This window comes from Acinetobacter sp. V102_4, from assembly GCF_031799005.1.
Lineage (GTDB): Bacteria > Pseudomonadota > Gammaproteobacteria > Pseudomonadales > Moraxellaceae > Acinetobacter > Acinetobacter calcoaceticus.
Genome location: NZ_JAVQNR010000051.1, coordinates 14,195 through 30,609, shown reverse-complemented (window position 1 = coordinate 30,609; position 16,415 = coordinate 14,195). Strand labels below are relative to the sequence as shown.

Annotated in this window: 16 protein-coding genes; 6 read left to right on the top strand and 10 right to left on the bottom strand. The window is 37.5% G+C overall.

Annotated elements, in window-relative coordinates:
- The first annotated feature begins 31 nt into the window (after positions 1-31).
- Positions 32-1,375, top strand: a complete 1,344-nt coding sequence (locus RMB13_RS15985) for a PepSY-associated TM helix domain-containing protein (RefSeq protein WP_311085745.1) — start codon at positions 32-34, stop codon at positions 1,373-1,375.
- Positions 1,376-1,450: 75 nt separating this feature from the next.
- Here the strand turns inward: RMB13_RS15985 and RMB13_RS15980 are convergent, their stop codons facing one another.
- Together RMB13_RS15980 and RMB13_RS15975 are read right to left on the bottom strand one after the other, a co-directional pair.
- Positions 1,451-2,005: a TetR/AcrR family transcriptional regulator gene (locus tag RMB13_RS15980; protein ID WP_311086019.1), complete on the bottom strand. Its 555-nt coding sequence runs from the start codon at positions 2,003-2,005 to the stop codon at positions 1,451-1,453.
- A gap of 668 nt (positions 2,006-2,673) precedes the next feature.
- Positions 2,674-3,726, bottom strand: coding sequence for an NAD(P)-dependent alcohol dehydrogenase (locus tag RMB13_RS15975; protein ID WP_068556600.1), 1,053 nt, complete (start codon positions 3,724-3,726; stop codon positions 2,674-2,676).
- A 288-nt stretch (positions 3,727-4,014) separates the two neighbouring features.
- Between RMB13_RS15975 and RMB13_RS15970 the strand changes: the two genes are divergently transcribed.
- Positions 4,015-4,902, top strand: a complete 888-nt coding sequence (locus RMB13_RS15970; RefSeq protein WP_311085744.1) for an AraC family transcriptional regulator — start codon at positions 4,015-4,017, stop codon at positions 4,900-4,902.
- 42 nt (positions 4,903-4,944) lie between these two features.
- On the opposite strand, the gene RMB13_RS15965 is transcribed toward RMB13_RS15970, so the two are convergent.
- Positions 4,945-5,859 carry a LysR family transcriptional regulator gene (locus RMB13_RS15965; RefSeq protein WP_311085743.1) on the bottom strand — a complete coding sequence of 305 codons (915 nt, stop codon included), beginning with the start codon at positions 5,857-5,859 and terminating at the stop codon, positions 4,945-4,947.
- Between the two features lie 136 nt (positions 5,860-5,995).
- Here RMB13_RS15965 and RMB13_RS15960 point away from each other — a divergent pair, with 136 nt between their 5' ends.
- On the top strand, positions 5,996-7,015 hold the full coding sequence (locus RMB13_RS15960; RefSeq protein ID WP_311085742.1) for an NAD(P)-dependent alcohol dehydrogenase: 1,020 nt from the start codon (positions 5,996-5,998) through the stop codon (positions 7,013-7,015).
- A gap of 153 nt (positions 7,016-7,168) precedes the next feature.
- Here the strand turns inward: RMB13_RS15960 and RMB13_RS15955 are convergent, their stop codons facing one another.
- Positions 7,169-7,396: a tautomerase family protein gene (locus RMB13_RS15955; RefSeq protein ID WP_004642882.1), complete on the bottom strand. Its 228-nt coding sequence runs from the start codon at positions 7,394-7,396 to the stop codon at positions 7,169-7,171.
- Positions 7,397-7,458: 62 nt separating this feature from the next.
- Between RMB13_RS15955 and RMB13_RS15950 the strand changes: the two genes are divergently transcribed.
- A complete protein-coding gene (locus RMB13_RS15950; RefSeq protein WP_311076768.1) occupies positions 7,459-7,941 on the top strand; it encodes a helix-turn-helix domain-containing protein in 483 nt (160 codons plus the stop codon).
- A gap of 43 nt (positions 7,942-7,984) precedes the next feature.
- Here RMB13_RS15950 and RMB13_RS15945 read toward each other — a convergent pair whose 3' ends face one another.
- From RMB13_RS15945 to RMB13_RS15935, 3 genes are all read right to left on the bottom strand, one after another.
- Positions 7,985-8,194: a cold-shock protein gene (locus RMB13_RS15945; RefSeq protein ID WP_005040451.1), complete on the bottom strand. Its 210-nt coding sequence runs from the start codon at positions 8,192-8,194 to the stop codon at positions 7,985-7,987.
- A 341-nt stretch (positions 8,195-8,535) separates the two neighbouring features.
- A complete protein-coding gene (locus RMB13_RS15940; RefSeq protein WP_281834103.1) occupies positions 8,536-9,072 on the bottom strand; it encodes a DUF4468 domain-containing protein in 537 nt (178 codons plus the stop codon).
- A 289-nt stretch (positions 9,073-9,361) separates the two neighbouring features.
- Complete coding sequence (locus RMB13_RS15935; RefSeq protein ID WP_017390817.1) at positions 9,362-9,988, bottom strand: TetR/AcrR family transcriptional regulator; 627 nt, start codon at positions 9,986-9,988, stop codon at positions 9,362-9,364.
- Positions 9,989-10,155: 167 nt separating this feature from the next.
- Between RMB13_RS15935 and RMB13_RS15930 the strand changes: the two genes are divergently transcribed.
- Positions 10,156-11,733, top strand: a complete 1,578-nt coding sequence (locus tag RMB13_RS15930) for an MFS transporter (RefSeq protein WP_311085741.1) — start codon at positions 10,156-10,158, stop codon at positions 11,731-11,733.
- The gene (locus RMB13_RS15925) at positions 11,730-12,821 is read left to right on the top strand and encodes an HlyD family secretion protein (protein WP_311085740.1); all 1,092 of its coding nucleotides are present in this window, start codon (positions 11,730-11,732) and stop codon (positions 12,819-12,821) included. Before RMB13_RS15930 ends, RMB13_RS15925 begins: the two co-directional genes overlap by 4 nt.
- A gap of 74 nt (positions 12,822-12,895) precedes the next feature.
- Here RMB13_RS15925 and RMB13_RS15920 read toward each other — a convergent pair whose 3' ends face one another.
- From RMB13_RS15920 to RMB13_RS15910, 3 genes are all read right to left on the bottom strand, one after another.
- On the bottom strand, positions 12,896-14,152 hold the full coding sequence (locus RMB13_RS15920; protein ID WP_311085739.1) for an OprD family outer membrane porin: 1,257 nt from the start codon (positions 14,150-14,152) through the stop codon (positions 12,896-12,898).
- Between the two features lie 78 nt (positions 14,153-14,230).
- Entirely contained in the window at positions 14,231-15,574 is a 1,344-nt protein-coding gene (locus RMB13_RS15915; RefSeq protein ID WP_311085738.1) for an aromatic acid/H+ symport family MFS transporter, read from the bottom strand.
- Positions 15,575-15,685: 111 nt separating this feature from the next.
- Positions 15,686-16,387 carry a fumarylacetoacetate hydrolase family protein gene (locus RMB13_RS15910; protein ID WP_311085737.1) on the bottom strand — a complete coding sequence of 234 codons (702 nt, stop codon included), beginning with the start codon at positions 16,385-16,387 and terminating at the stop codon, positions 15,686-15,688.
- Positions 16,388-16,415: the final 28 nt, after the last annotated feature.

Here is a 16,415-nt window from a genome sequence, read left to right as displayed (position 1 = left end):
CCGCCCAACACCTGATAGACATTATCTTCTGATGCTGACCCATTCATCCTTTTGGCGTAGTCTTTATCGCTTAATTCATATTTATGCTGGTATTTTCATTGCACCATTTATATTGGTCGCTGCATTCACCGGCTTACTCTATGCAATTACACCTCAACTTGAACAAGCAATTTATAAAGATGTTCTATACGTTGAGCCATTGAACCAAGCGCAATATAAGCTCAGTCAGCAAATTGAAGCCGCAAAGCAAGTGATGCCCAAGTCTGCACAGGTAATTGAAGTTAGACCAGCCCCAAGTTCTGACCAGACAACTCGTGTTATTTTCTCAGACCCGATACATCATTTTACCAGTGAAGCCGTTTTTGTTGATCCCTTTACGCTTAAAGCCAAAGGCCATCTGGCTGTGTATGGTACTAGTGGGGTTCTACCGTTTCGGACTACGCTCGACCAATTACATAGCAATTTATTACTAGGGAAATGGGGTCGCTTTTATAGTGAACTGGCAGCAAGTTGGTTAGCCATTTTGACTTTAACTGGACTGTATAATTGGTGGAAACGTCGTCAAAATCTTAAAATCAGGCAAACACAAAAAAATAAATTATTAAGATGGCATAGCACGCTTGGTTTATTTTTATTTCCACTCTTATTAATAATCGCCATTACGGGTCTTACATGGTCCGAGTGGGCTGGAGATAATATTCGGGTTGCTCGTCAGTGGCTCAACTGGCAAACCCCAACATTAGCAACTTCTCTTCAAACAGATAATTTACCTACAGTGATGCACCATGAACATCACGACATGCCACACAGTGAAAATCTTAATTTAAATATTGTGTCAGGTGAGTTTGATACCGCTCTTTCAATAGCCAGAGCACATGGCATTGAGGCGGCACAAATACAAATCAAACCACCCACCAGTGGAAATCAAGCTTGGACAGTGGCCGAGATTCAGCGTAAATGGCCAACTCAAGCAGATAGCATCGCCATTAATATGGAACAACATAAAGTCATCGATCAACTTGCTTTTAAAGACTATTCACTGGTTGCAAAGCTCACTCGTTGGGGAGTTGATGCTCATATTGGTATTTTATTTGGCTGGATAAATCAGTTGGTTCTCGCACTTTATGCGCTTGCACTTTGTATCATGATTATTTACGCATATAAGGCTGCATTTAAAAACTCAAATTTAAAACTCATGACAACTCACTTTGTTGATCAAAGCTTATTTATTTGGAAGCGTGCAACTGGCCAACAAAAAGTATTGTTAATGCTAGCTGGCATTGTGTTAGGCCTAAGCTTACCTGTTTTTGGTTTTAGTATTTTACTTACGACACTCATCCTTGTAATGCGTAAATATATCCCTTCTAAATCATAAATCTTTATTTGATTAAGGAGTTAGACTTCAATTTTGCCTAACTCCTTAATCAAAAGTTCCAAGTCAAAGAAAGAATTACGCAATCTGCGCCAAAAAATAATCCAGCAACCTTTCCCTGTCATCCACACTATTTGAATCTAAAAGTTGAACCATCGCCCCATCAATCACAAATAAAAACATGTGGGCATCAGGTTTTGAGGCCGTACTTTTTACCGTTAAAAGTAAATTATAAATTTCATTGATTAACCAGTTTCGATAGTTAACTACAACCTGATAAGCCTTGGGATGTGTTTTTGCAATTTCAAAAATGGCCTTAAATGGCAAATGATAAAGCCCTTCTAAATCTGCATGTAAAAAGTAAATTTTGCGAAGTTTTTCAATTACGGTTAAATCTTTCTGAACGTAGATGATTGAAAGCACCTCTTCTTTTAATCCATCTTTTTGAAAGGTCAGACTCATTTCAATGAGGCGTTCTTTTGAGTGAAAGTAGTTATAAAACGTGGCTTTCGGCATCTTTGCTGCTTCAATAATTCGGTCTACTCCGACCTTATGAAAGCCATAATTATTAAAAAGGTCCCGAGAGGTATGTAGCGCGCTTAAAGCACGAAATGGGAGATCTGAATGCGGCATAGTTTTACCATTATAAAATAAATTCTTGTTGTATATAAATGAGATATAAAAAGCCTTGACCCTTTTAAGGGTAAAAAAAGGCATAGCAAAGCCATAAAGACTGTGCTTGGCACATCTCAAGTTTTATTGTTGCTAAGTTTTTAAACGAAATGATTTAAAGTTCGACAAGCTTAAAGGCCATCAAACCGTTTAAAGATGGGTTAAGTTGTGTCGATATAGCTTTTGGCAAAGGCTGCCAAGAAATAATGAATGTGCAAAGCCAACTCCTTTTTATTGGGAGTTCTGCCAAAACATTATAAATTATGGTGGCAGAACGAAAGGGGGTTCGCAGACTGGCCGAAAAAACCCAGCACACCCGAAGGTGTCCCCCTCCCGTTCCACCGTAGAGGGGGCACGAGGGTTCGTCACTAAAAGAATTAACTTTTAATGCTTTTTCGGAACGGTCTGCGACAACCGACTGGCAATGTGGCCAGCCTGCAAATGGTAATCTTCAATATTTAAGGTGTCAATGTGATATTGGCTAGAAAATATTTAAATAATTATTGTTTTTCATTAAATTACATAATTAAGGAAATTCTTAAATATCAGCTTAATAATATTGTCTTGTTTAGAGAGTTTTTTGAGCTGTGCACCCTAATGGCAGAATGCACAGCCCAGATCAAACCAAATTAATGATCAGATAAAGTTTTCATATCAATCACAAAACGATACTTCACATCACTCTTTAACATACGCTCAAAAGCTTCATTGATATTTTGCATATCAATCATCTCTACCTCAGAAACGATATTATGCTCACCACAGAAATCGAGTAGCTCTTGTGTTTCTTTAATTCCACCAATCACCGAACCAGCAATTGATTTTCTACCCAAAATCATAGGTACTGAATTTGCACTAATTTCACCCAAATATCCAACCAACACAATTGTTCCATTTAAAGCTAAAGTTGGAATATAAGGCTTCAAGTCATGGTTATAAGGCACAGTATCAATAATTAAATCAAACTGATTTGTGACTGACTGCATTTGGGTTTCATCAGTTGATAACACCACATGATGCGCACCGAGTTGTTTTGCATCTTGTTCTTTGTTAGCTGAGCGAGTGAATAATGTCACTTCCGCACCTAGAGCATTTGCAAGTTTAATTGCCATATGTCCCAAGCCACCTAAACCAACGACTGCAACTTTACTGCCCTTCCCAATATTCCAATGGCGAAGTGGTGACCATGTGGTAATTCCTGCACAAAGTAACGGTGGTACAGCTTGGGCATCCAGATTTTCAGGTACTTTTAATACAAAATCTTCACTACAAGTAATGGTTTGAGAATATCCGCCGTAGGTCGGTCGTTGATCATGACGATCTACAGCGCCATAAGTTTGGATATTACCTTCTTCACAATATTGCTCTAGCCCTGAATGGCAAGCAGAACAAGTACGGCATGAATCGACCATACAGCCAATACCTACGAGGTCGCCAACTTTATATTTCGTGACTTTGGCACCGATCGAGGTGACACGACCTACAATTTCATGACCCGGTACTAACGGATAAGCACTGAATCCCCAATCGTTTTTAGCTTGATGTAAATCGGAATGGCAGACACCACAATATTCGATTTGAATGACAACATCATCTTCACGTGGAGTTCTACGTTCAAACTTAAACGGAACTAAAGGAGTTTCTGATGACAGCGCGGCATAACCTAAAACTTCAATTGTCATATTTTTTCTCTCATGTTTAATGTTTAAATAAAGACGATTTGTTCGTTGAACATTCATTGATGGCTATAGATTTTGAAAAGCCGTGAATACGTTGTGGAAACGGTGAATCAACAGGCTTTAATCAATCGACTTTTTTGCCATGTTCATCAGTATAAAAATGAAAACTGTAAGGTGTTGTTCTATTCCTCTCACAGATTTGCCTAATCCTCCGAATTGTTGCAATTCTCTCTATTTTTCTTATTTGAAATGCCTACAATAAAAACACAGATGACAATAGGTGAAATCTGAATGACGAATATGTCTCTAGGCAATAATGAAACACTGGCTCAACTTGTCGATCAATGGACCCGAGAAAAAGGTACATTTGAAACGCCTATTATGGGACTGACTTTATTTCGTGCGGAAACACTGACCCAACCCAATAGCAGTATGATGGATGCTAGTCTCTGTATGGTTGCTCAAGGGAAAAAACAGGTGATTCTTAGCGAAGAAGCCTATACCTATGATTCAAATCATTTCCTTTTTACCGCAATTGACCTGCCTGTAATTGCTCAAGTTCTTGAAGCTTCGGTTGAACAACCTTATCTATCAATAGTCCTACGACTAGACCCCTATGTGCTTGCCCAAATCATGCTTGAAGCCCATATTCCTTTTAAAGATACAAATACTGAAAAAAAAGGAATGGCTGTTGGGGTCGTAAATGCGGAACTGAATGATGCTTTTATACGGTTATTAAAACTATTGGACACACCTCAAGACATACCCATCTTGTCTCCCCTTATTATTAAGGAAATTTTTTATCGTTTATTAATGAGTCCGCAAGGTGATCGGCTGAAACGCATTGTAGCGGCAGGAACTACGGGCCATCGAATTGTGAAAGCCATTGAATGGTTGAAAACAAATTTTGCAAAATCATTTAGCATTGAAGAGCTTGCAAGCACCATGGGTATGAGCGCTTCAAGTTTTCATCAACATTTTCGAGATATCACTTCAATGAGCCCCTTACAATATCAAAAAAGAATGAGACTGACCGAAGCACGGCGTTTATTAATCACTGAAGAATGCGATATTTCATCTACAAGCATGCAAGTAGGCTATGAAAGTTTGTCGCAATTTTCTAGAGAATATAAACGCTTTTTTGGGGTTTCGCCGTCGGTGGATATAAAGAGCATATAAAAATAGACAAGCATTTAGCAGATTAATTTTTTATAACCTGAATTATCCTAAAAATAATTCAGGTTTGTTATGCGTGAACTTTGTTATTTCATCAACTACGACTCTTATTTTGGGTTGTAAATGCCATCTTTTTTGCCATAGCACATGAATTGGTATTTCTACACCAGATACCTCTGGAAGAATAGAAATTAACTTTCCAGCTCTTAATGCATCAAACGCTAACCAACTTGGTAGTTGTGCAATACCAAGACCAGAAGTGCATGCGCTTAGTAAAGCATCACCATCTGGAATTTCATGTCTATAATTAATTTCAAACTCTTCCATTTCCCCTAGTGCATTTTTTAAAAACCATTGCCCTTTATAATTTCTTCTCCAACCGATTAGACAATTGTGATGTTTTAAATCCTCTTTATTGGAGGGATAACCATTCTTTTCTAAGTAGGCTGGCGAGGCGCAAATTAAAAGCGTTTGGTGTCCAAGTGATTTTGCAATTAAGTCAGTAGAATCTTCTAAGTCACCTATTCTGACAACGAGATCTACCCCCTCACTAATCATGTCTACAGCCCTGTCTTGAAAGGTTACAGATAAATCTAACTGAGGATATTGCTGAGCTAAATCTAATAAAATCGGAAAAATATATCGACGGCCAAAAGTTGTAGGAAGATCAACTCTTATACGACCTATAGGGTATAAATTTTCTGTCGAAAGTAATGTTTCTATTTGATCTAATTCCTCCAAAATACGACGACAACTAACAAGCCATGCTTCCCCCTCGGGAGTTAAAAAAATGCGTCTGGTTGTGCGGTGAAGAAGTTGGACACCCAATCTTTTTTCTAATTTATTAATACTTTTTCCTACCGCAGATCCGGTAATTCCAAGTATTTCTGCTGCACCAGTAAAACTTCCCTGCTCTACAGCTGTAACAAACTCAAGTATTCCTGAAAACTTACTTTCCATAAACCACCTATTAAGGAATTTTATTCCACAATGACTAGAATTTTATCATATTAATAAAATTATTTTCTTGAATTAAGATGAGTTCAAGTGATAGCTAAGTAAGAAAGTTATCAAGTTCTTTTAAGAGGAAAAGATGATGAAAGCATGGTTACTAAAAGATTTTGGTTTAAATAATTTAAAATTAGAGGAAGTGGAAACCCCAACCCCAAAAGCTGGTGAACTCCTCATTAAAGTTGGAGCTGTTTCTTTAAACTATCGAGATAAAGCGATTGTTGAAGGTTTTTATGAACCTCATATGGTTCCAAAACCTTTAATTCCCGTATCTGATGCAGCAGGTACAGTCGTGGCTGTAGGTGAAGGAGTAACGCGTTTTAAACTAGGTGATCGAGTCAATACTACTCTCTATTCTCGCTGGATTGATGAAGAACCTGGACCCAATGAACCGGAATACTGTTTAGGTATGCCATTACCAGGTGGTCTTGCTGAATATATGATCTTGCATGAAGAAAGTGCAGTAAAAGCTCCAGATAATATGTCTGATGCTGAAGCATCTACATTACCTATTGCTGCATTAACAGCTTGGTATTCACTCATGGATATAGGTAACCTTAAGCCAGAACAAAATGTTCTTGTACAAGGGACTGGTGGGGTTTCTATTTTTGCAATCCAATTAGCTCATGCCTATGGAGCGAGAGTTATCGCTACATCAAGCAATGATATAAATTTAGAAAAGGTTCGAGCTTTGGGTGCAGATGAAGGAATCAATTATAAAACTCATCCAAATTGGGATGAGCGAGTACTAGAATTAACTGATGATAAAGGTGTCGATGTAACAATTGAGGTTGCAGGCGGTAATGGTCTTAATCAATCAATTGCAGCCACAAAAGTAGCTGGCACTGTGGCCCAAGTTGGCTTTCTAACTGGACAAACCACCCAATTAAATTTAATGCCACTCATTTTCCGTCAAACCAAACTTCGAGGAATAGCCGTAGCACCAAGAGTTTCATTTGAACGTATGAACAAGTTTCTAGATGAACATCAAATTAAACCGGTTATTGAGCATGTATATAAATTTGAAGAAGCTATTGAAGCCTTTAACCATCTTTCTAGAGGCGCGTTTGGGAAAATTGTGATCGAAGTTTCTTCAAATAAATAAGAAATAAAAATCATAGTGCTTTTCAGATAAATACTTCCGTTCACATTGTTATTAAAGCTATGAGCTGTACACCTTTCGAAAAAGATGTACAGCTCAAAAAATTTTTACTTATGATTTATTAATCCTGCTTTGGAAAAATAACTATAAAGTTAATTAGTTAGCTTTAGATATTATTTCAATCATCTCTTTTGTTGGTCGTAAGTGGCCTAATTGCCACTGTTCAGGAGGATACTCATCAATTCGTATCCAGACATGCTCCCGAAAAGCAGCATTTCCCTTTCCTTCGATCTCTACAAATAAATCTGCTATTCGCTTAAAAAGCTCAGCCTTACTTTCTTTATCTAGTAAGCCTTCTATTGTTTGTATATTTATAAATGGCATAATGCTACCTGAATTAACCCTAGGTCTAAATTGTAGACTCATGCTAATTGGAGCCCCACTGAATGTCAAATCAAATTATTCCAAATAATAAATTCTCGGCAGATGTGTGCGGAATTTTTCAAATTGCTGAAATATTGAATGACACGTGGACCATCCTCTTATTAAGAGAAGCTTTTTATGGGGTAACTAAATTTAATGAATTTTTAGAAAATACAGGCATATCAAAGCAAATTTTATCTAATCGACTAAAACATCTTATTCAATTAGAAATATTTGAATTATCTATTTATAAGGAAATCGGCGTTAGAGAGCGCAAAGAGTATTTACTCACACCAAAAGGTAGAAGCTTAAATATTGTATTACTTGCAATGCTTGAATCTGGCAGCAACTTTATTGAAGCTGATCAAGATGTGGTTAAAGTTTTCCACAAAAATACAAATGATTTACTTAAATTAAAGCTGGTTGATTCAAATGATCAGGTCGTTAGCTTGGAAAATTTAGAATTAAGATTAATTCATCGTCAGGTAAAAGTTGATTCACAATAAATAAAAAAAGCCCTGATGATTCAGGGCTTTTTTTTGTCGCTTATTACTGTGGAATAATATTCACAGCACTTGGACCTTTTTGGCCTTGAGCGATATTAAATGTTACTTGCTGACCTTCATATAAAGTTTTGAAGCCAGAAGAAGCAATTTCTTTAAAATGGGCAAACACATCTGGACCAGATTCTTGTTGAATAAAACCGAAACCTTTAGTTTCGTTAAACCACTTTACTGTACCATTACTTGTATTAGACATAATATATCCTTTGATTTTAATAATTTGAGTCATTTTAAATGACAAATATAACTTTGAAAAAATAATAACGAATTGAGCTTAATATCTGAAAAAACGAAGGATTATGACTAAAACTGCGATACTTAAAGAAGATTTACTACAAGTCTTTTTTCTAGTTAAGTTAAGCATACAGGAAATTAATATTTATTCAAGATATTTATATGCAATATTTATTTTTTTTATATTAAAGAGATATACATCACCTACTTAGCAAAGATAAATGCCTATTTTAGTTAGACATTTATCTCTCATAGGCCTATCTGACTCTTTAACTATATTTTTTATAAGCCAATGTAAGAAAACTACATTGGACTCGCACCTTTAGGCTGAGCATTCGGATGTAAGATATGAAATTTATAGCCTTCCACAATGTTCTTTAATTGATTTTTTATGGCTGCATTTTTATCTTTATAAAAATGATTATTACGATTGTCACGAGGTTCTATATTGCTAAAAGTAAGCTTAGCTTGATGATCTTTAACTTCTATTTTCAAAATATAATTAAAGGAATCATCTGCGACCTTAATCATATTTCTGCTTAGACAGTCCATACAGTTATCAAATTTTAGTCCTGCATGTCCTTTAATTGTCAGTACTTTATTATTGTCATCTGCCTGAATAATCTTTCGACTTGAAACATAATCCACAACATTATTTCGCCAGTTTTTAGAAGCACCATAGATTTGCGTTTGGCTTAAACCTTTGAATTTAACAATTTCTGAAAAATACTCGTTTTTCTTTTCAGCGGGTTTTTCATCAACTTTATGAGGCAAAGAAAGACAACCTTGCATACCTAGTACGGCAAAACTTAATGTAGCAGCTAAAATTACTCTTCTCACGTAACGCTCACTTTTTAAAGAGACTAGAAGTTAGAACCTCCAAATTTACACCAGCACATCGAATAATTTGGTTTATATAAAGTTAAAAATACAGCACTTGATTGTCAGGTTCTATCAAGTGCTGCTAGGTTGAAATCATTGCTAAAGGATACTTTAGCTTGAATTTCCTATGGGTCTCTATCTTGGATATTTTCAATTTTCTGGACGAGTCACAATGGGAAAACCATTGCTAGGCTTTTTAAATAAAGAAAAGAACTTGCCAATTTTGCGACCAGAAGTACTGATAAAATTATTTTAACTTCTCATTGTAATTGATATTTTTCAGAAAAAAACCAACTGCATATTCAACCCAAGAACTAATTTCACTATCTGATATGATGTAATTAGGATGTGTAAGACACTTAAGATGAGCATCACTTCGTAGTAATGCTAAAAATATATTCGCTGCGATATCAGCAGAAGACTCTAATTCAATTTCACCATTTTTGGCTGATTTTTCAAGATAACCCGCAATAATATGAGCAAGACGTTCTGGGCCAACTTGAAAGAATTTTTCAGATAACTCTGGAAACCTGACTGCTTCTGCAATACATACTCTAAAAAAAGCCAAACCTGAATGCGATAATATAAAACACAGATAGGTTTTCCCCATTTCAGTTAAAGCAGAACGTAGGTTTTCGGCTTTTGTCTCGACTAATATAATTTGCTCCTGCATGTTCGTGCATTGTCGTTCAATCACAGCAGCAAACATCACTTCTTTATTTTTATAACAGCCATACATGGTTGCTTTTGAAACACCCGCCTCTTTTTGAATCATATCTGTTGTGGTGCCACTAAAACCATGAGTCAGAAAAAATTTTGTTGCTGCATCCAGAATTTTTTGATCTTTTTCATTAGCTTTAGTTGAACCAGACATAGTGACCTTATAACAATTTTAGCGACTTCGTTTGTAGTGTAACTCATCGAAAAGTTCAAAATCGAGAATTGACGTAAATTTAATTAAAGAGTAGAGTACCGATCGGTACAGTTAATTGCAATATCTACTCCGTGCAATGAATTGATGTTTAAGATTTAAGGTAAAAGATGAATACAAAGCCACTCATCGGTTTAGCAGGTGCAATATTTGCTGCAATGACTGTTGAATTTAATAACCGAATTACCAGCCTTACCTTAGTCGACATACGTGGAGCTATGGGAATTAGTGTTGACTCCGGTTATTGGGTCAACAGTATTTATGCCAGTGCCATGATTATTGGAATGATACTTTCTACCAGTTGGGCGGTCATTTTTTCTATGCGAAGAGTTCTTCTTTTTGCCATAGGGCTTTGCCTCTTCTCTAGTGTTTTAATTCCTTTTAGTCCAAATATCGAAATATTTTATTTATTACGCGCCCTACAAGGTCTAGCTAATGGTTTAACCATTCCTTTGCTCATGGCATGTGCGCTTAGATTTTTGGGGCCAGATATTCGACTATGGGGTCTAGCCTGCTACGCATTAACTGCGACTTTCTTTCCCAACTTAAGTGCTGCGCTTTCTGCCTTTTATTTAGATGTGATTGGCTGGAAGATGATTTTCTTTCAAACCATTCCGTTTTGTGCCTTAAGTGCTGCGTTGGTTTATTTTGGTATTCCCCAAGACCCTTTAAATTATTCAAGAATAAAGACTTACGATTGGACAGGCGCTATTTTAGCCATCATTAGTTTGGCAAGCCTGAGCACCATGTTATTGCATGGCAATCATCTAGATTGGTTCCATTCCAAATTAATTTGTGTATTGGCTTTAACAAGTGCTATCACTTTACCGTTATTTTTGATACATGAATGGCGTTCTCCATCCCCATTAATTAAACCGCAAATGCTCGAAATACGAAATTTTGCTTACGCTATCTTTGCACTGTTTTGCTTTGTGATTATTGGGATGTCGACAAGTACATTACCACTCAATTACCTAAGTGCTGTACACGGCTATAAACCTACCCAAACCATGTGGATTGGTTTACAAATTGCGGCATTGCAATTTATCTATATTCCTATTGTCGTTAAGCTTTTAAATCAAGCTTGGGTCGATAGTCGATATGTGCATGGCTTTGGTTTGCTTCTAGTAATCGCAGGCTGTTTAGGTGCAAGTCAACTCGACACCACATGGAATCAAGATCAATTTTATTTTTGGCACGCGATTTCATGTTTAGGGCAAACCTGTGTAGTGCTCTCGTTGCTCATGATGGGTACAAACAGCGTACATCCAACCATGGCAATTTACGCTTCACCAATGATTAATACTCCGCGTGCCATTAGTGGCGTACTTGGTGTTTGTATTTTGGATTGGGTGAACCGTGTACGCGGTGAATATCATTCAACACGACTGATTGAAAATACAGCCCAACATGTTTTCCAAAATATTCAAGGCCCTGTTATTAACCCTCTGACCCCACCTGTACTGACTGAAAATGGCGCAGAACGTGTTTCAGGTGGTTTATCAGCTCTAAATTCTGCGATTCAAGCGCAGCAATCTGTTTTAGTCATTAGCGATCAATATCTGATTTTAGCGGGATTGGCTGCGTTTTTATTGATCGTTATGCTGATTTTGCCCGTTAGAACCTATCCGCCACGTATTGCTCTCATTAAGTTAATGAATAGTCATAACTCAGGAAAATCTTTATGAGTACTCTCGAAGCCCAAGATACCACCAACATCGAACCACCCAAGTTAACAAAGGTGCAATATCTTAAAAAGCATTGGGTTATGGTTATCGCATTTATTATTGTTTTAGCATCCATTTTATGGGTTTTAAAACTTATATTTTTACCTTCTTCAATTGTTGAAACAGACGATGCACGAGTGGATGTAGAGTACTCAACCATTGCCCCTAAAGTGTCTGGCAATATTGAAGAAATTTATATTAAAGATCATCAGACTGTAAAAAAAGGACAACTTTTAGCACGGATTGATGCACGCGATTATCAAGCTGCTTTGGCTGAAGCTGAATCGAATTATGCAAAAGCACAAGCTGACGTGAGTGAAGCGAGGCTGGCAGTTGATAGACAACCCACTGTTATTCGAGAAACTGAAGCACAGCTAAGAAAAGTAGAAGCTGGAATCAAACTCACAAAAGATAATACGGCACGTTATGAACAATTACAGGCACTTGGTGCCGAATCTAGATTAATTACACAGCAGTCAAAAACCACATTGACTGAACAATATGCTGACTTAGACAGCAGTAAAGAAAAAGTAATCGATGCGCAATATCAATTAAACCAATACAAGATTCAGGTACAAGCCAAACAAGCTGCCCTTAAACAGGCACAGGCTGCCCTTGATAAAGCAAAACTGAATTTGAGCTATACCGAGGTTCGTGCGCCTATTGATGGCATGATTGGTCAGAAGTCTGCCAACGTCGGTAACTTCGTTGGTGCTGGTAATCCATTAATGGTTGTCGTACCTTTAAATCAAGTCTACGTAGAAGCAAACTTTCGAGAAATTGAGTTAAGACAGATTAAGATCGGACAACCTGTTAATGTCTATGTAGATGCTTATAACGTTGAGCTAAAAGGCGTGGTAGACAGCTTCTCTCCATCTACTGGCGCATTTTTCTCACCAATTTCTGCGACCAATGCAACTGGTAACTTTACCAAGATTGTTCAGCGTCTACCTTTACGAATCAAGCTTATTGAAAATCAAAAAGACGTTAAATTATTACGTCCTGGTTTATCGGTTTTAGTTTCTGTGGATACTACTAAAAATAGGTAATTTAGATCTTGGAGCATGAGAGAAAAAAGAGACCATTTACGGTCTCTTTTTTAATGATGCGTTTTAAAAAGTCTTTAAAACTTTTTGGTGTAGTTTACAAACAAGCGATCTTCACCAAAGTCATTACCATGTTTGACGTTGTAATCAATGCGAATGTATTGCAGAGCAACACCTTTTAAGAACGGCTGCTGAAACGCATAGTTTAAAATCACGTTCGACTCAGTTTCGTGGTTTTTCTCACCATTGGCTGCTTTAAAGTCATGGCCATACACATATTTCACCATTGCGTTTAAACCAGGTACATAGTTTTTAAAGTCATAGCCGTACATCACATGGTAAGACTTTTCGTCTTCTTTAAAGAAACCAGTAGCATTCCAGTTAATGAAATAGGTTTCTGGTAAGAAACCATCCGGTAATGGGTAAGCTGACTCACCCATGATTTGTTGGTAGCCCAAGCCGAAAGTATGGTTTTTTACTTTAACAGTTTCCAGCACTCCAATGTTTTGCGCAGCAATATCAAAAGTGTTGCCATCATCTTTTGCATTGAAGTATTTAAACTTAGAGGTGAGAGCAAAGTTAGGTTGTTTCCAATTGTGCTCAAGCCCTACATAGTGCTTGTTGTAGAGGTCTTCCAAGTTACCAAAGTAGTATTCGCCCTTGAGTGACGCCGTAAATTGATAGCGCAGATCTATGTAGTTCAGGCCATCAGATTCTTTGGTAATTCCATTTGCCGTAAATGAAAACTTTTTAAAGTCTTCTTCATTTCGTGGAGAGACTTTTTCCACTCGGCCAATTTCAGTATAAAGCTGATCTGAAAGTTGCGATTTAAGATTGGTTCCCCAATAAGAGGCAAGTAATTGTCGGCTCGCATCGACAGCCGTTACAGGCAGGTCTAACCAAAGCTCACCCACACTTAAAAGGGTTTTGTCATAACCGAGTTTTAAAGTTGCACCATATTTTAAGAAGTCGGATGCTTGAGATTGTGTTTCTTTATTAAAAGGCAAAACTGTATCAGCGACGTGTTTGTCTGAACTTAAGCGCACGGCGTATTGAACAGAAGCATCGGCACCAATCGTAATCGGATTGTCTGCAATTTGCAGTGGGGTGTCATGCATTTTCGATTTATAAAATAATGACGCTGCCTGAGACCAGCTGCCTGTGTCTTTGAGTGCATCATTATCAAAATTACGATTGATATAAGCATTCTTTAGCGTGAACTTCCATTCATCTTCGCTTTGTTGAGTGGTATCTGCTGCCCACAATAATGAATGACCACTACAGATAAATAAAAGAGTAGAAAACTTTAAATATTCGTTTTTTAAATATTTCATGAAACAAATCATCCTTTAACTATTGTCTGAGCCATCCTTTGGCACAGACATATATTTGTTCGGTGGAATCGTGTTGTCTCAATTTGAAGCGACTAAAACTTGAGACTGATTTTTCTTTAAACGTTTAATGAGTAACAACGAAACCGCGGCACAAAATGCAGGTATCGCTAAAATACTTAAAATTTCAAAACTGGAGAGATTTAATGACATTAACCAGCCACCCATAATTGATCCCACAATCGACCCTGAGCGCCCTACCGCATTAGCCCAACTTACCCCTGTTGCACGGCAATGTGTTGGATAAAAACTAGATGCAAAAGCGTTTGCTCCTACTTGCGAACCACTAATTCCTGCACCTACCCCAAACATGGCAAACATCAATAAAACCGTATTTGCCTGTTCAATTCCAAACCCTAAACAAATCAGGAAAAAACCACCAAAAACATAAGCCGTACTTAAAATTTTGGTTGCATCCATCTTATCCATCAGTAGGCCTAAAACAATGGCACCAATGGTTCCACCTATTTGGAAAATTGAAGTCAGCCATGACGCGTTGGATAAATTAAAGCCCTCATTGGTCAATAAAGTAGGCATCCAACTTGAAATCATATAAATAATGAGAAGGCTCATAAAAAAGGTAAACCAAATCAAAAAAGTGCCCAAAGCAAAGCCTTTATTGAACAAATCTTTCAAACTTGATTTTTCGACTTCATTAACTGTTGGCACCAAAGTCGGTGTGCTATTTAAATGCGGTGCAATACGGTGAATAATCTTTTCAATTTTTTCGGTGCCCTTCTTTTTAAGCACTAAAAATCGAATAGATTCAGGTAATAAAAAATATAAGAAAGGTACAGTCGCTAAAGGCAACACTCCCCCAATGAGCAAAATCCCGTGCCAACCAATATGAGGAAGTAGCTGAGCCGAAAAAATACCACCAAGAGCAGAACCCACTGTAAAGCCACAGAACATCATGGTTACAAGATTAGACCGACGAGATGTAGGCGCATATTCAGAGGTTAAAGTAATTGCATTGGGTAAAGCCCCACCTAAGCCCAATCCGGTGAGAAATCTCCAAATAATCAGGGTTTGTAAATCTGCTGAAAAAGAAGCAAAAACACTGGCAATTCCAAACATAATGACCGAACCAATCAAAATCGGTTTACGGCCTAATTTATCGGATAACGGCCCAAAAATGAGTGCGCCGGCCATCAGTCCAAATAAACCAGCGCCAAATAAAGGTGCCAAATCGGTTGCTTGCAACCCCCATTCTGCCTTTAAAGCAGGTGCAATAAACCCAACTGCTGCGGTATCGAAACCATCAATCGCAACAATCAAAAAACACAACCACATGATTAATTTTTGCAAAGACGATAGCGGTATTTCATCAATGAAACTTTGTACGTCTATAGAATTTTGAGACATGAGAGCTCCTTTCGCCAATACATTGGCGTATATGCAATCCTTAGCAAAGGTGCCCAACTGTATTTTTTATTTAGGTTGAGCACCTATTTCCATAAATCAGTTCAATTTGATTTATTTCACATTCACCGTAATTCCAGTCAGTCCGGTAATGTCTGCACGCATAACATCACCTTTCACTACAGCACCCACGCCTTCTGGAGTTCCTGTAAAAATCAAATCACCTGCTTTTAGTTCAAATAGCGTAGATAAATTGGCAATCGTTTCAGCCACAGACCAAATCAGGTGACTGACATCGCTGTGCTGTTCGGTTTTACCATTTACCGTTAAATGAATATCGGCATTAGTGATTTCACCCGTTTGAGTAATCGGATGAATTGGGCCAACTGGTGCAGAAAAATCAAAAGCTTTACCAATTTCCCATGGGCGGCCTTTTTCACGCATTGCCATCTGTAAGTCACGGCGTGTCATATCTAAACCAACGGCATAGCCATAGATATAATTCACTGCATCCTCAACCGAGACATTTTTGGCATCTTTACCAATTGCAACGACCAACTCAATTTCATAATGAAAATTTGAAGTTTCAGATGGGTATGGAATATCAACCGCATCTGTATTTACCGGAACAACCGACTCAAGATCATTTGGCTTACAAAAGAAAAATGGTGGTTCACGGTCTGGGTCAAAACCCATTTCACGTGCATGAGCAGCATAGTTACGGCCCACACAATACACACGGCGTACCGGAAATTTATGCTCTGAGCCGTGAATAAATAGACCAGCCGTGGTCATTGGTTCAAAAATAAATGACATATATAAATTCCTTCTATTAATTAATCAC

Bases quoted from the DNA above. Each gene is read 5' to 3' on its own strand.
- RMB13_RS15985 (WP_311085745.1), top strand. From the start codon at position 32: ATGCTGACCCATTCATCCTTTTGGCGTAGTCTTTATCGCTTAATTCAT.
- RMB13_RS15980 (WP_311086019.1), bottom strand. From the start codon at position 2,005: ATGCCGCATTCAGATCTCCCATTTCGTGCTTTAAGCGCGCTACATACC.
- RMB13_RS15975 (WP_068556600.1), bottom strand. From the start codon at position 3,726: ATGACAATTGAAGTTTTAGGTTATGCCGCGCTGTCATCAGAAACTCCT.
- RMB13_RS15970 (WP_311085744.1), top strand. From the start codon at position 4,015: ATGACGAATATGTCTCTAGGCAATAATGAAACACTGGCTCAACTTGTC.
- RMB13_RS15965 (WP_311085743.1), bottom strand. From the start codon at position 5,859: ATGGAAAGTAAGTTTTCAGGAATACTTGAGTTTGTTACAGCTGTAGAG.
- RMB13_RS15960 (WP_311085742.1), top strand. From the start codon at position 5,996: ATGAAAGCATGGTTACTAAAAGATTTTGGTTTAAATAATTTAAAATTA.
- RMB13_RS15955 (WP_004642882.1), bottom strand. From the start codon at position 7,396: ATGCCATTTATAAATATACAAACAATAGAAGGCTTACTAGATAAAGAA.
- RMB13_RS15950 (WP_311076768.1), top strand. From the start codon at position 7,459: ATGTCAAATCAAATTATTCCAAATAATAAATTCTCGGCAGATGTGTGC.
- RMB13_RS15945 (WP_005040451.1), bottom strand. From the start codon at position 8,194: ATGTCTAATACAAGTAATGGTACAGTAAAGTGGTTTAACGAAACTAAA.
- RMB13_RS15935 (WP_017390817.1), bottom strand. From the start codon at position 9,988: ATGTCTGGTTCAACTAAAGCTAATGAAAAAGATCAAAAAATTCTGGAT.
- RMB13_RS15930 (WP_311085741.1), top strand. From the start codon at position 10,156: ATGAATACAAAGCCACTCATCGGTTTAGCAGGTGCAATATTTGCTGCA.
- RMB13_RS15925 (WP_311085740.1), top strand. From the start codon at position 11,730: ATGAGTACTCTCGAAGCCCAAGATACCACCAACATCGAACCACCCAAG.
- RMB13_RS15920 (WP_311085739.1), bottom strand. From the start codon at position 14,152: ATGAAATATTTAAAAAACGAATATTTAAAGTTTTCTACTCTTTTATTT.
- RMB13_RS15915 (WP_311085738.1), bottom strand. From the start codon at position 15,574: ATGTCTCAAAATTCTATAGACGTACAAAGTTTCATTGATGAAATACCG.
- RMB13_RS15910 (WP_311085737.1), bottom strand. From the start codon at position 16,387: ATGTCATTTATTTTTGAACCAATGACCACGGCTGGTCTATTTATTCAC.